Raw genomic sequence first — 14139 nt, forward strand, 5'->3', positions numbered from 1 at the left:
ACCGATCGCCAGTTGTCAGCGCTACACTGCCAACGCATTCCTTTGCAGCGGATTATTACCAGGTTTTACCAATGTTAAACTGGAATTGCTCCGACTTATCTCCATCATATTTCTTAAACGGCTGGGCGTAGGAGAAGACCAACGGCCCCAGCGGTGACATCCATTGTAATGCGATACCGGCAGACATGCGAATATTGCTCGGATCGCTGTAGTCAGGAATGCCTTCTGCGCGCATCTGGGCAGTATTCTGCCAGTTGGTATCCCATACGGTACCGGCATCCCAGAAGAAGGACGTACGGACCGAGTTCGCGTATTTATCACTGATAAACGGCGTTGGTGTGATGAACTCCAGGCTGGCAACGGCCATGGCGTTACCGCCCACCGCGTCATTGGAGCTACAGACTTCGGACGAGGAAGTCTTATTACAGTTATCTTTGTCGTTTCCGCCGTAGTAAACCGCTTTAGGACCAATGTTGTTGGACTGGAAACCACGAACGGTGCTGGAGCCACCCGCATAGAAGTTTTCATAGAACGGCAGTTCTTTGCCACCCAGACCATCACCATAGCCCCAACGGGTACGACCCAGAACCACCCACTTGTGATCGTCATCGATCGGGAAGTAGGACGCGGTATCCAGCGTGACCTTATAGAACTCGTTATCGGAACCCGGCACGGTAACTTTACCGTTCAGGTTGACGCGAGAACCTTCCGTTGGGAAGTAACCACGGTCGAGACGGTTATAGGTCCAGCCGTAGTTAAAGGTGAAGTCATCCGCCGCGAAGCCATTGTCATTACCATTTTTACTGGTTGACTGGCCGATAGAGTCCAGATAACGCCACATCGCCACCTGCGGTTGCATGTTGGACAGGTCGTTATGCACGTAACCCAAGCCTGCACGCAGGGTATTGTATTCGTTAACCGGGAAGCCAAGCGTACCGTCTACACCGTAACTCTTGTTGGTGTATGAAGACAGGTCCGCGTCATCTGCTTTAAAGTCGTTATAGAAGATACGACCGCCCAGGCTCACACCGTCTACGGTGAAGTATGGGTTAGTCACAGAGAACTCAGAGTAGGTCTGGTAATCGTTTTTGGTGCCGTTAATACCGACAGAGTAACCCGTACCCAGCCAGTTATCCTGCTGCACGCCGACCTGGAAGCTGACGCCGCTTTCAGTACCGTAGCCCACACCGAAGTTGAAGCTACCGGTGTTGCGCTCTTTCACTTTATATACGACATCAACCTGATCCGGGCTGCCCGGTACGCGCTGGGTATCGGTATCCACCGTTTCAAAATAGCCCAGACGGTTCAGACGCTCTTTACCCTGATCAACAAGGTCGCTTCCCAACCATGCGCCTTCCATCTGACGCATTTCGCGACGCAGAACGGAATCTTTGGAAGTGTCGTTACCGACGAAGCGGATCTTACGCACGTAGAAACGGTTGCCCGCATCAACATTCACGTGCAGCTTAACGGTTTTATCCGCGTCATTGATTTCCGGCTGAGTCTGTACGCGCGGATAAGCATAACCATAGCGGCCGAGCAGCTTCTTAATGCTGTCTTCCATTTTGGTTACTTTGGAACCGCTGTACAGGTCGCCCGGCTGAATTTTGGTCAGCGATTCGATTTCAGCAGAATGCCCCGCAAGGTTACCACTCACTTCAACACCAGAAAGCTTGTACTGCTCGCCTTCAGTGATATTAACCGTAATGTAGATGCCTTTCTTGTCCGGAGTCAGACTGACCTGAGTCGAGTCGATGTTGAAACGTGCATAGCCACGATCGAGATAGTAGCTGCGCAGGGTTTCAAGGTCGCCCGCCAGTTTCTGTTTCTGGTATTTGCGATCGCCTACCACGTTCCACCATGGCACTTCATCGCGCAGCTGGAAGGTGGAGATCAGTTCGTCGGTGCTGAACGCGTGGTTGCCGACAATGTTGATCTGCTGGATCTTCGCAGAAACACCTTCCTGGAAGACCAGCTTCAGGTCAACACGGTTGCGCGGCAGCGGAGTGACAACCGCTTTCACGCTGGCACTGTATTTACCGACGCTGTAGTAGAAGTCTTCCAGACCTTTTTCAATGTCTGAAAGGGTTGTGCGGTCCAGGGATTCACCCACACGAACACCGGATGCTTCAAGGTTCTGCTTGAGCATGTCATCTTTCACCGACTTGTTACCGGAGAAAGTGATACTGGCGATCGTCGGACGTTCTTTTACCTGTACCAGCAGCGTATCACCATCGCGCAGGACGCGGACGTCCTCAAAGTTGCCGGTGGCAAACAGAGCACGGATGGTGTTACTGATATCATCATCATTAACCGTATCGCCGGGGCGTACAGGCATACTGAGGAGGGCCGCACCAACGGCGACACGCTGGAGGCCTTCGAAATGAATGTCTTTCACTACGAACCCGTCAGCACCGTATACGGTGGCGCTGCTAAACAGCAGCGACGCTATGAGCAACTTTTTCATCGCCATCGTTATTATGCGTTCTTCCTAACACTCTCTTACAACCGAGAGAAATCATTGAAAAGTGCAAGCCCCATTAACAGCACCAGCAAAATCGAGCCAATGCGATAACTAAAGTCTTGAACTCGCTCGGATACCGGTCCGCCTTTTAGCTTTTCAATCGCCAAAAACAGCAGATGACCCCCGTCTAAAACGGGAAGCGGGAACAGGTTGATTATCCCAAGGTTCACGCTAATGAGCGCGAGGAACATGAGATAGTAAATCACCCCGAATTCCGCTGACATCCCAGCCCCCTGAGCAATCGAAATTGGCCCACTGAGGTTGTTCAGTTTCACGTCACCGGTTATCAATTTCCCCAACATGTTGACCGTCAGCTTCATCAGTTGCCATGTTTTATCCGTGGCTTCAAGGATGGCGCTGAACGGCCCATACTGGCGTATTGTCTTGTACTCATCTGGCAGCGGGATCACTTTTGGCACAACGCCTGCAAACCCTTCTGCCTTTTTGCCGACCGACTTCGTATCCGGGATCAGCGTCAGCGAAAGCGGACTGCCTTGCCTTTCAACTTCCAGCGCGAGAGACGTTCCCGGATTATCGCGCACCAGAGTAACAAAGGTCATCCACTCTGTTAATGGTTGACCATCGACTTTAACGATCCTGTCGCCCGCTTGCAAACCCGCTTTGCTCGCCGCCGAATTTGCCTGTACTTCGGCTAATACCGGCTCAATCTGCGCACCGCGTGGACGAATGCCCAGCGCAGCGACGGGATCTTCTTTGTCTGGCTCGAAACGCCAGTGACGTAAATCGAGTACTTTGTCCTGACGCGTATCTGAACCAAACGGCGATACGCTGATGGTGGTCTGCGGATCGCCAATTTTGGCTACCAGCTGCAGTCGCACGGCATCCCAATCAGGGGTTTCGATGCCATCAATCGCTTTAAGTTCCATCCCGGATGTAATTTGCGCACTCGCCGCGATGGAGTTGGGGGCAATTTCACCCACCACCGGACGTACGCCAGGGACGCCGATGATAAACACCAGCCAGTAAGCGAAAATCGCAAAGATGAAGTTGGCTACCGGTCCGGCAGCAATGATGGCGGCGCGTTGTCCAACGGTTTTATTGTTGAATGCGCTGTGTCGCAGCTCAGGAGCGACAGGCTCGACGCGTTCGTCGAGCATTTTGACGTAGCCGCCCAGCGGGATAAGGGCGATGACAAATTCCGTGCCGTGGCGGTCGGTGCGCGTCCAGAGTGATTTACCAAAACCGATGGAAAATCGCTCTACGCGCACGCCACAGCGGCGAGCAACCCAGAAATGGCCAAATTCATGCACGGTAATCAGTACACCCAGTGCAACAATGAACGCCGCCAGATTCCAGAGAATGCTCAGCATAAAACCTTCCGTTAAATCGTCCCGAATACCAGTAAAAGCAAACACGCAAACACTGGAACAGCCGCTGTCAGGCTATCAATGCGATCCAGTATACCGCCATGCCCTGGAATCAGGTGTCCGCTGTCCTTAATCCCTGCTTCACGCTTAAACATACTTTCGGTTAAATCACCGAGCACGGAGGCAAGCGCAGCAAAAATCGAGCACACCAGCAGTATTGACGGTGCCACTTCAAGATTCGCCCAGACGCCGTAGCCCCAGGAGATGATCGCTGCCGTAAACAGGCCGCCGATGAATCCTTGCCAGGTTTTGCCCGGGGAAACCTTCGGTGCCAGCTTATGTTTGCCAAACAGTTTACCAAACATATAGGCCCCGGAGTCAGCCCCCCAGACCAGAATCATCACATAAAGCAGCCAGATCGCACCGCTGTAGTGGTTTTCGTCGTAGTGCCAGGCTCGCAGCGCAACCATACCCCAGAAAAAAGGAATAATTGTGAGCAAGCCAAAAATCAGTCGCAGCACTTTTGAATTACGCCATAATGCCGCTGAACCCGGATAAAAAAGAACCAGCAACAGCGCGGCAACCCACCAGGCCAACGATATCCACAAGGAACCGGCAACCAGGGGCTGATGAATATCATGGTGATATTCAGGCAACGTAAACAGCATTATGGCCAGGATAAAACCACAAAGTACCGCAAGCCATACTCGCTGAGTGCGCGAGGTAAAGCCGCTAAACTGTCCCCATTCCCACGCAGCGAGCATGCACACCACCAGCGTGACGATAGCGAATCCCACCGGGGGCAGTAAAAACAGCGCCGCAATGACAATGGGTATTAATACAAAAGCGGAAATCAGGCGATACTTCAGCAAAAGCTACCCCCATCAGGCTTTGTCGCCACCAGGCTCGGTGCCGCCGAAACGACGCTCTCGATTGGCAAAGGCATGCAGCGCACCTTCAAAGTCTTGTTCATCAAAATCGGGCCAAAGAACATCCGTAAAGTAAAGTTCGGCATAGGCAATTTGCCATATCAAAAAGTTACTTATGCGATGTTCCCCCCCTGTCCTAATTACCAAATCCACAGGTGCCTGTTCATTCATGCAGATTTGCTTGCTCAGCGCCTCTTCATCAATTTGGTCGGGTCTCAACAGCCCTTCCTGAACCTGTTCGGCCAGATGCCGAACGCCCTGGATAATATCCCAGCGTCCGCCGTAATTCGCCGCAATATTCAGCGTAAGACCGGTATTATTTTCCGTCAGCGCTTCTGCTTTACGAATCCGTTCCTGCAAACGTGAGTTGAAACGACTGGTATCGCCAATGATACGCAGGCGGACGTTGTGGCGGTGCAGGCTTTTTACTTCGCTGTCTAGCGCCCATACAAACAATTCCATCAACGCAGTCACTTCCTGCAGAGGTCGATTCCAGTTTTCACTGCTAAAAGCATAGAGCGTTAACGCATCAATGCCGTTGTTGGCGGCAAAAGAAACGGCGCGGCGAACGGATTTCGCCCCCGCTTTATGCCCAAAGGCTCGTATCTTCCCTTGTCTTTTCGCCCAGCGGCCATTGCCATCCATAATGATTGCTACATGACGGCAGCCATGAGCTGGCAAATTTTCGCTTATTGGTTGATTCGCAGACAACATAACGCGTTTTTTGTCCCTGAAAAGGATTTAACGGTACTCAGGAATACTGAAGCCTATACATAAAAAAGCCGTGTCAAACCACGGCTCACCTGACCACATTAAGTCAAATACCTGCGATCAGGTGGCGCAGACTATATCACTGAAGCCCAACGCTAACAAATAGCACGACGACTAGTGCTTGCTTTATCACCAGCTTGCGAGACGTGTCACCTGTTGGCGCGCAATATTACGCGCAGCTGCATCCACCGCCAGCACCTCTTCCACGCTTTGTGGTTCGCGCAAATCCATCATCTCCAGTACCGATAAATTTAACGACGCGATATCGGTAAAACGAATTTGCTGATTCAGAAATGCCTCAACGGTAATTTCATTGGCTGCATTAAGTGCCGTCGTCGCCGCCTGCCCCTGGTCAAAGGCATTCATCGCAAGCTTCAGACAAGGATAGCGGTCGTAGTCTGGTTCACTGAACGTCAGGGAACTTAGCTTGCAGAAATCAAGCGGCTTCACGCCGGATTTCACTCGATTTGGCCACGCCATTGAATGGGCAATCGGCGTACGCATATCCGGCTCGCCCAGCTGTGCCAGCACGCTGCCATCCTGATAACGCACCATCGAGTGAATCACCGATTGCGGGTGAATCAGTACTTCCATCTGTTTCGCTGACGCATTAAACAGCCAGCGTGCTTCAATGTATTCCAGACCTTTGTTCATCATGGTGGCAGAATCAACGGAGATTTTACGCCCCATCGACCAGTTCGGATGACGGCACGCCTGATCCGGTGTCATCGCACGCAGTTCAGACAGTGGCGTTTCACGGAACGGGCCACCAGACCCGGTAAGCAGAATAGACACCACGCCATTCTGCTCCAGGTCAGCGTACCCCAGGTTCTGTTGAAAAGGTTGCGGTAAACTCTGAAAAATCGCGTTGTGCTCGCTGTCGACCGGCAAAAGACGCGCGCCACGCTGCTTCACCGCATCCATAAACAGGCGTCCGCAGGTGACCAACGACTCTTTATTGGCCAGCAAAACATCCTTACCGGCATCAATCGCAGCAAGCGTCGGCAGCAGCCCTGCCGCGCCGACAATGGCCGCCATCACCTGATCCACCTCGTCCAGCGCCGCCATCTCGCAGGCCGCCTGCTGGCCGCTCAGCACTTCGGTTCGGCTGCCCTTTTCACGCAGCCGTGCTTTCAGCAGACGCGCGCTCTCTTCGTCATCCATCACCGCATAGCGGGGCGCAAACTCCAGGCACTGCTCGACCATTCGCTGCACATTCTTACCGGCCACCAGCGCTGTCACGGTGTAAAGTTCAGGATTATGGCGAACGACGTCGAGAGTGCTGCAACCGATAGAGCCGGTTGAGCCGAGGAGTGTTAAATGCTTCATGAGATGCCCGAAAAAAGTTAGACCAGATAAAAGCAAAACGCCGCCAGCAAGACCCGAAGTCCCTCTGAACGGCGTTTATCAGTGTACGACAGAAATCAGAACTGCATCAGTTCCGCTTCTTTTTCTGCCAGCGCCGCATCAATTTTCTTGATGGCCGCGTCGGTCATTTTCTGAATATCGTCCTGAGAACGACGATCGTCATCTTCGCTGATCTCTTTTTCTTTCAGCAGTGCTTTCACTTTATCGTTCGCGTCGCGACGGACGTTACGCACGGATACACGACCCTGCTCAGCTTCGCCACGAACCACTTTGATAAGATCTTTACGACGCTCTTCCGTCAGCGGAGGCAGTGGAACGCGGATGTCAGCGCCCGCAGAGCTAGGGTTCAGTCCGAGGTCAGAGGCCATAATCGCTTTCTCAACGGCCGGGCTCATAGAGCGGTCGAAGACGTTGATTTTCAGCGTACGGGTATCTTCTACCGTGACGCTCGCCAGCTGACGCAGAGGAGTTGGCGTACCGTAGTATTCTACGATGATGCCATCCAGCAGGCTCGGGGAAGCACGGCCAGTACGGATTTTGCTGATTTGGTTTTTGAACGCTTCTACGCATTTGTCCATGCGTACTTCAGCATCTTTTCTGATGTCGTTAATCACGTTACGAATCCTTGAAAACTTGTCTCAGGCAGACTATCCGCCAGCACAGCGCTACAGGTGTGCTAAGTATAGTCGCGTTTAATTCATGACAACGCCAAAGGCGCGCCCGGGTAAGATACCACTACAAAATAAAGCGGAATCTTACCTGTATTTATCGTCAACGGAAATTATTCCGTGATCAAAGTGCCTTCTTTTTCGCCCATGACCACGCGACGCAGTGCGCCAGGCTTGTTCATGTTGAAGACACGGATCGGCAGTTTGTGGTCGCGAGCCAGCGTGAAGGCGGCAAGATCCATCACTTTCAGCTCTTTATCCAGCACTTCGCTGTAGCTCAGCTGATCGTACATGGTGGCAGAAGGATCTTTTGCCGGGTCGGCAGTAAACACGCCGTCTACTTTGGTCGCTTTCAGTACCACATCGGCTTCGATCTCGATACCGCGCAGGCAGGCAGCGGAATCGGTAGTAAAGAACGGGTTACCCGTACCGGCGGAGAGGATCACCACGCGGTTATTGCGCAGCAGGCTGATGGCCTCTGCCCAGCTGTAATTATCGCAAACGCCATTCAGCGGGATCGCGGACATCAGGCGGGCATTCACATAGGCGCGGTGCAGTGCATCACGCATTGCCAGGCCATTCATGACGGTTGCCAGCATACCCATGTGGTCGCCCACAACGCGGTTCATCCCCGCTTTCGCCAGACCAGCACCACGGAAAAGGTTGCCACCGCCAATGACCACGCCAACCTGGATACCCAGTTCGACCAGTTCTTTGATTTCCTGTGCCATGCGATCAAGGATGCTTGCGTCAATACCGAAGCCTTCCGATCCCTGCAGCGCTTCGCCACTCAGCTTAAGCAGAATGCGTTTGTACACGGGTTTTGCATTGGTAGCCATGTTTCTTTCCTGAGACTGTCAACGATTAAGATGGGGGTTAATTCTGGCGACATGATATGCCGCAAATCAGCACAGCGATACTGGAGCCTGTCTGATTTCCTGTGACGGGTGACAAAAAGAAGCCGCCCTCAGGCGGCTCCTTTTCAATCATTAAGACTGCTTGGACATTGCAGCAACTTCTGCTGCGAAGTCAGTCTCAACTTTCTCGATGCCTTCGCCCACTTCGAAGCGGATGAAGCCAGTTACGTCAGCGTTGTGCTCTTTCAGCAGCTGAGCAACAGACTTGCTTGGGTCCATTACGAATGGCTGGCCAGTCAGAGAAACTTCGCCGGTGAATTTCTTCATGCGGCCTTCAACCATTTTCTCTGCGATTTCTTTTGGCTTACCAGACTGCATCGCGATGTCCAGCTGAACCTGGTACTCTTTCTCTACCACTTCAGCAGACACGTCTTCTGGCTTAACGAATTCTGGTTTGCTTGCAGCGATGTGCATTGCCAGCTGTTTAACCAGCTCTTCGTCAGCGCCTTTAGCCGCAACCAGAACACCGATACGTGCACCGTGCTGGTAAGAGCCCAGAACGTCGCCTTCCAGAGAAGATACGCGACGGATGTTGATGTTCTCACCGATTTTAGCAACCAGCGCAACACGTTCTTCTTCGAACTGTGCTTTCAGAACTTCAACGTCAGTGATTTTACCAGCAACAGCTGCGTCCAGAACTTTGTTAGCAAATGCCTGGAAACCGCCATCTTTAGCAACGAAGTCAGTCTGGCAGTTAACTTCCAGAATGATGCCGTAGTTGCCGTCGATCTTAGTGATGATCACGCCGTCAGCAGCAACGTTGCCTGCTTTTTTAGCTGCTTTGATCGCACCGGATTTACGCATGTTTTCGATTGCCAGCTCGATGTCGCCGTTCGCTTCAGTCAGCGCTTTTTTGCAATCCATCATGCCTGCGCCAGTACGCTCGCGCAGCTCTTTTACCAGGGATGCGGTAATTTCAGCCATTCTTAAATCCTCGGGAGATGTGAACTGCCCGGCCGGGGGCCAAACAGTGTAAATTGAAAAAAGGGGCCGGTAATGGGCCCCTATTCATACACGGTACTAATAAGGGGTAAAACCTTATTATTCAGCTTCTACGAAGCTTTCTTCCGCCTGAGAAGCCAGATCCTGGGAACGGCCTTCACGAACGGTAGCAGCTACAGCGCTCAGGTACAGGCTAACAGCACGGATTGCGTCGTCGTTACCCGGGATAACGAAGTCAACACCGTCCGGATCGGAGTTGGTATCAACGATAGCGAATACCGGGATACCCAGGTTGTTAGCTTCTTTGATTGCGATGTGCTCGTGGTCTGCATCGATTACGAACAGCGCGTCTGGCAGGCCGCCCATATCTTTGATACCGCCCAGGCTGTTTTCCAGCTTGTCCAGTTCACGAGTGCGCATCAGCGCTTCTTTCTTAGTCAGCTTGTCGAAAGTACCGTCCTGAGACTGGGTTTCCAGATCTTTCAGGCGTTTGATGGACTGACGAACAGTTTTCCAGTTGGTCAGCATGCCGCCCAACCAGCGATGGTTCACGAAGAACTGGTCGCAGCTGTTAGCAGCATCTTTCACAGCTTCGCTTGCAGCGCGCTTGGTACCAACGAACAGAATCTTACCTTTACGGGAAGAGATCTTGTTCAGCTCAGCCAGGGCTTCGTTGAACATTGGTACAGTTTTCTCAAGGTTGATGATGTGAACTTTGTTACGTGCGCCGAAGATGAAAGGCTTCATTTTCGGGTTCCAGTAACGGGTCTGGTGACCAAAGTGAACACCAGCCTTGAGCATGTCGCGCATGGAAACAGTTGCCATGTTTAAAACCTCTATATTGAAAGTTGGGGTTATGCCTCCACGTATCCCATATTACCGACCCCGAAGGGCACCCCGGAATATGTGCCGATACGTGTGTGTTGTTACACAAAGTGAGATTTGTCGCTTCCGTCCAGCCTGTGTATCTGAGATGGATCGGAAGTCCGGCGCGCTTTATACCACAAAACACGACCAGAAACCAACAGTTGTTGGCGGAGTGTGCTGTTAATGATTCTCAATTTGGCACGGAGCGTGCCTGACTGATACCATTGACGACACTTAGACTAGTATTGTCGAAAAAATCGACACCGATGGACAGATTACATGGCTATCTCTATTAAGACACCTGAAGAAATTGAAAAGATGCGCGTCGCCGGTCGTCTGGCCGCGGAAGTGCTGGAAATGATCGAGCCGTTCGTGAAGCCGGGCGTCAGCACCGGTGAACTGGACCGTATCTGTAACGACTATATCGTGAACGAGCAGCACGCGGTTTCCGCCTGCCTCGGCTACCACGGTTTCCCGAAATCCGTCTGCATCTCTATTAATGAAGTGGTTTGCCACGGCATCCCTGATGACGAAAAACTGCTGAAAGATGGCGACATCGTCAACATCGACGTGACCGTTATTAAAGACGAATACCACGGTGACACCTCAAAAATGTTCATCGTTGGCAAGCCGACTATTCTTGGCGAGCGTCTGTGCAAAGTGACGCAAGAGAGCCTCTACCTGGCGCTGAAAATGGTTAAACCGGGTATTCGCCTGCGTACCATCGGTGCGGCAATCCAGAAGTTTGTGGAAGCAGAAGGTTTCTCCGTGGTGCGCGAGTACTGCGGTCACGGCATTGGTCGCGTCTTCCATGAAGAGCCGCAGGTCCTGCACTATGATGCAGATGACGGCGGCGTGGTGCTGCAAAAAGGCATGACCTTTACCATTGAGCCGATGGTCAACGCGGGTGATTACCGCATCCGTACCATGAAAGACGGCTGGACGGTGAAAACCAAAGACAGAAGCTTGTCTGCGCAGTACGAGCATACTATTGTGGTAACAGACAACGGCTGCGAAATTATGACGTTGCGCAAGGATGACACCATCCCGGCGATACTGACGCACGATGAATGATAAAAAAGCCGGCAAATGCCGGCTTTTTTAATGGCTATAGCTTTTTCTTATGGGTGGCGCACGATGAGTAATCTTTTACCCGAACAGTATGCTAACACAGCACTTCCCACCCTCCCCGACCAGCCCGATAACCCGGGAGTCTGGCCTTCGCACGAGCTGACCTGCGCGCATATTAAAGCCCATATGGATGTTTTCCATCGCTGGCTGGGCAGCGCGTTCGACGCGGGCGTGTCGGCCGAGCAGCTCATTGAAGCGCGCACCGAATTTATCGACCAGCTGCTGCAGCGCCTGTGGATCGATTACGGGTTTGGGCAAATCAGTGATGTTGCGCTGGTTGCCGTCGGGGGCTATGGCCGCGGTGAGCTGCATCCGCTTTCCGATATCGATCTGCTGATCTTAAGCCGCAAAAAGCTGCCGGATGAACAGGCGCAAAAAATTGGCGAACTGCTGACGCTGCTTTGGGACGTAAAGCTGGAAGTCGGCCACAGCGTGCGCACTCTGGAAGAGTGTTTGCTGGAAGGGTTATCGGACCTGACCGTCGCCACCAACCTGATTGAAACCCGCCTGCTGATTGGTGACGTCGCCCTGTTCCTGGAGCTGCAAAAACACATCTTCAGCGACGGCTTCTGGCCGTCAGAAAAGTTCTTCGCCGCGAAGGTCGAGGAGCAAAATCAGCGCCACCAGCGCTACCATGGCACCAGCTATAATCTTGAACCGGATATTAAAAGCAGCCCCGGCGGCCTGCGCGACATCCACACCCTGCAGTGGGTCGCCCGCCGCCATTTTGGCGCCACCTCGATGGACGAGATGGTCGGCTTCGGCTTTTTAACCGAGGCCGAGCGTAACGAGCTGAACGAGTGCCTGCACCTGCTGTGGCGCATCCGGTTTGCCCTGCATCTGGAAGTCACCCGCTACGATAACCGCCTGCTGTTTGACCGCCAGCTCAGCGTGGCTCAGCGCCTGAATTATCAGGGCGAAGGCAACGAGCCGGTTGAGCACATGATGAAGGATTTCTTCCGCGTCACCCGCCGGGTGACCGAGCTGAACCAGATGCTGTTGCAGCTGTTCGACGAGGCCATTCTGGCTCTGACGGCGGACGAAAAACCGCGCCCGATTGATGACGAATTCCAGCTTCGCGGCACGCTTATCGATCTGCGCGACGAAACGCTGTTCATCCGCGAGCCGGAAGCGATTCTGCGGATGTTCTATACCATGGTGCGTAACAGCACCATCACCGGGATCTACTCCACCACTCTGCGCCATCTGCGCCATGCCCGCCGTCATCTGACGCAGCCGCTGTGCTATATCCCGGAAGCGCGTTCGCTGTTCCTGAGCATGCTCCGCCACCCGGGCGCCGTCAGCCGCGGCCTGTTGCCGATGCACCGCCACAGCGTGCTGTGGGCCTATATGCCGCAGTGGTCGCACATTGTCGGGCAAATGCAGTTCGATCTGTTCCACGCCTACACGGTGGATGAACACACGATCCGCGTGATGCTCAAGCTGGAAAGCTTTGCGAAAGAAGAGACGCGCTCCCGCCACCCGCTGTGCGTAGAGCTGTGGCCGCGCCTGACCCATCCGGAGCTGATCCTGATTGCCGCCCTGTTCCACGATATCGCCAAAGGTCGCGGCGGTGACCATTCGGTGCTGGGCGCACAGGACGTGCTGAAATTTGCCGAACTGCACGGCCTGAACTCGCGTGAAACGCAGCTGGTGGCCTGGCTGGTGCGCCATCACCTGCTGATGTCGGTCACCGCGCAGCGTCGTGACATTCAGGATCCGGAAGTGATCAAGCAGTTCGCGGAAGAGGTTCAGACGGAAAACCGTCTGCGCTATCTGGTCTGCCTGACGGTGGCCGATATCTGCGCCACCAACGAGACCCTGTGGAACAGCTGGAAGCAGAGCCTGCTGCGCGAGCTGTACTTCGCCACCGAAAAACAGCTGCGTCGCGGGATGCAAAACACCCCGGACATGCGCGAGCGCGTGCGCCATCACCAGCTTCAGGCGCTGGCGCTGCTGCGGATGGATAATATTGATGAAGAGGCACTGCATCAGATTTGGGCCCGCTGCCGCGCCAACTATTTTGTCCGCCATAGCCCAAACCAGCTTGCGTGGCACGCGCGGCATCTGCTCAAGCACGATCTGTCCCAGCCGATGATCCTCCTGAGCCCGCAGGCCACCCGCGGCGGGACGGAGATTTTCATCTGGAGCCCAGACCGACCTTACCTGTTTGCTGCGGTCTGCGCCGAGCTGGACAGGCGTAACCTGAGCGTTCACGACGCGCAGATTTTCACCACCCGCGACGGCATGGCGATGGACACCTTTATCGTGCTTGAGCCGGACGGCAGCCCGCTCTCGTCGGACAGGCATGAAGGGATACGTTTTGGTCTGGAGCAGGCAATTACCCAGCGCAGCTGGCAGCCCCCGCAGCCGCGTCGACAGCCGGCGAAATTGCGCCACTTTACCGTCGATACCGAGGTCAATTTCCTGCCGACCCACACCGACCGTAAATCGTTCCTGGAGCTGATCGCGCTCGACCAGCCGGGGCTGCTTGCCCGCGTCGGCCAGGTTTTTGCCGATCTGGGAATTTCGCTCCATGGGGCCCGAATTACAACGATTGGCGAGCGAGTAGAAGATTTATTTATAATCGCGACAGCGGACCGGCGTGCCCTTAATAATGACCTGCAGCTTGAAGTGCAACAACGGTTGACAGCAGCCCTCAATCCAAACGATAAAGGGTGATATGTTTTTTAG

General features: G+C 53.6%; 11 protein-coding genes. 2 read left to right on the top strand and 9 right to left on the bottom strand.

Going from position 1 to position 14139, the window contains the following annotated elements:
- Nucleotides 1-55: 55 nt before the first annotated feature.
- The 9 genes from bamA to rpsB form a co-directional block, all read right to left on the bottom strand.
- Entirely contained in the window at nucleotides 56-2473 is a 2418-nt protein-coding gene (gene bamA / locus BJ885_RS16435) for an outer membrane protein assembly factor BamA (RefSeq protein ID WP_047646660.1), read from the bottom strand.
- A gap of 29 nt (nucleotides 2474-2502) precedes the next feature.
- Nucleotides 2503-3855 (bottom strand): sigma E protease regulator RseP, encoded by a 1353-nt coding sequence (gene rseP, locus BJ885_RS16440; protein WP_023310458.1) that lies wholly within the window; start codon nucleotides 3853-3855, stop codon nucleotides 2503-2505.
- Nucleotides 3856-3866: 11 nt separating this feature from the next.
- Complete coding sequence (gene cdsA / locus BJ885_RS16445) at nucleotides 3867-4724, bottom strand: phosphatidate cytidylyltransferase (RefSeq protein ID WP_023310457.1); 858 nt, start codon at nucleotides 4722-4724, stop codon at nucleotides 3867-3869.
- Between the two features lie 12 nt (nucleotides 4725-4736).
- Nucleotides 4737-5495: a (2E,6E)-farnesyl-diphosphate-specific ditrans,polycis-undecaprenyl-diphosphate synthase gene (gene ispU / locus BJ885_RS16450; RefSeq protein ID WP_024907522.1), complete on the bottom strand. Its 759-nt coding sequence runs from the start codon at nucleotides 5493-5495 to the stop codon at nucleotides 4737-4739.
- A gap of 186 nt (nucleotides 5496-5681) precedes the next feature.
- Nucleotides 5682-6881 carry a 1-deoxy-D-xylulose-5-phosphate reductoisomerase gene (gene ispC / locus BJ885_RS16455; RefSeq protein ID WP_029741202.1) on the bottom strand — a complete coding sequence of 400 codons (1200 nt, stop codon included), beginning with the start codon at nucleotides 6879-6881 and terminating at the stop codon, nucleotides 5682-5684.
- A 95-nt stretch (nucleotides 6882-6976) separates the two neighbouring features.
- A complete protein-coding gene (gene frr / locus BJ885_RS16460; protein ID WP_003856180.1) occupies nucleotides 6977-7534 on the bottom strand; it encodes a ribosome recycling factor in 558 nt (185 codons plus the stop codon).
- Between the two features lie 167 nt (nucleotides 7535-7701).
- Nucleotides 7702-8427: a UMP kinase gene (pyrH, locus tag BJ885_RS16465; protein ID WP_008501910.1), complete on the bottom strand. Its 726-nt coding sequence runs from the start codon at nucleotides 8425-8427 to the stop codon at nucleotides 7702-7704.
- 150 nt (nucleotides 8428-8577) lie between these two features.
- The gene (gene tsf / locus BJ885_RS16470) at nucleotides 8578-9429 is read right to left on the bottom strand and encodes a translation elongation factor Ts (RefSeq protein ID WP_014882627.1); all 852 of its coding nucleotides are present in this window, start codon (nucleotides 9427-9429) and stop codon (nucleotides 8578-8580) included.
- Between the two features lie 117 nt (nucleotides 9430-9546).
- The gene (gene rpsB, locus BJ885_RS16475) at nucleotides 9547-10272 is read right to left on the bottom strand and encodes a 30S ribosomal protein S2 (RefSeq protein WP_003856207.1); all 726 of its coding nucleotides are present in this window, start codon (nucleotides 10270-10272) and stop codon (nucleotides 9547-9549) included.
- 321 nt (nucleotides 10273-10593) lie between these two features.
- Between rpsB and map the strand changes: the two genes are divergently transcribed.
- Both map and glnD read left to right on the top strand, forming a co-directional pair.
- Nucleotides 10594-11388 carry a type I methionyl aminopeptidase gene (gene map / locus BJ885_RS16480; RefSeq protein WP_023310454.1) on the top strand — a complete coding sequence of 265 codons (795 nt, stop codon included), beginning with the start codon at nucleotides 10594-10596 and terminating at the stop codon, nucleotides 11386-11388.
- A gap of 63 nt (nucleotides 11389-11451) precedes the next feature.
- Entirely contained in the window at nucleotides 11452-14127 is a 2676-nt protein-coding gene (gene glnD / locus BJ885_RS16485) for a bifunctional uridylyltransferase/uridylyl-removing protein GlnD (RefSeq protein ID WP_029741204.1), read from the top strand.
- Nucleotides 14128-14139 lie beyond the last annotated feature (12 nt).

The organism is Enterobacter sp. WP_7_1 (assembly GCF_003688535.1).
GTDB classification, from domain to species: Bacteria; Pseudomonadota; Gammaproteobacteria; order Enterobacterales; family Enterobacteriaceae; genus Enterobacter; species Enterobacter asburiae.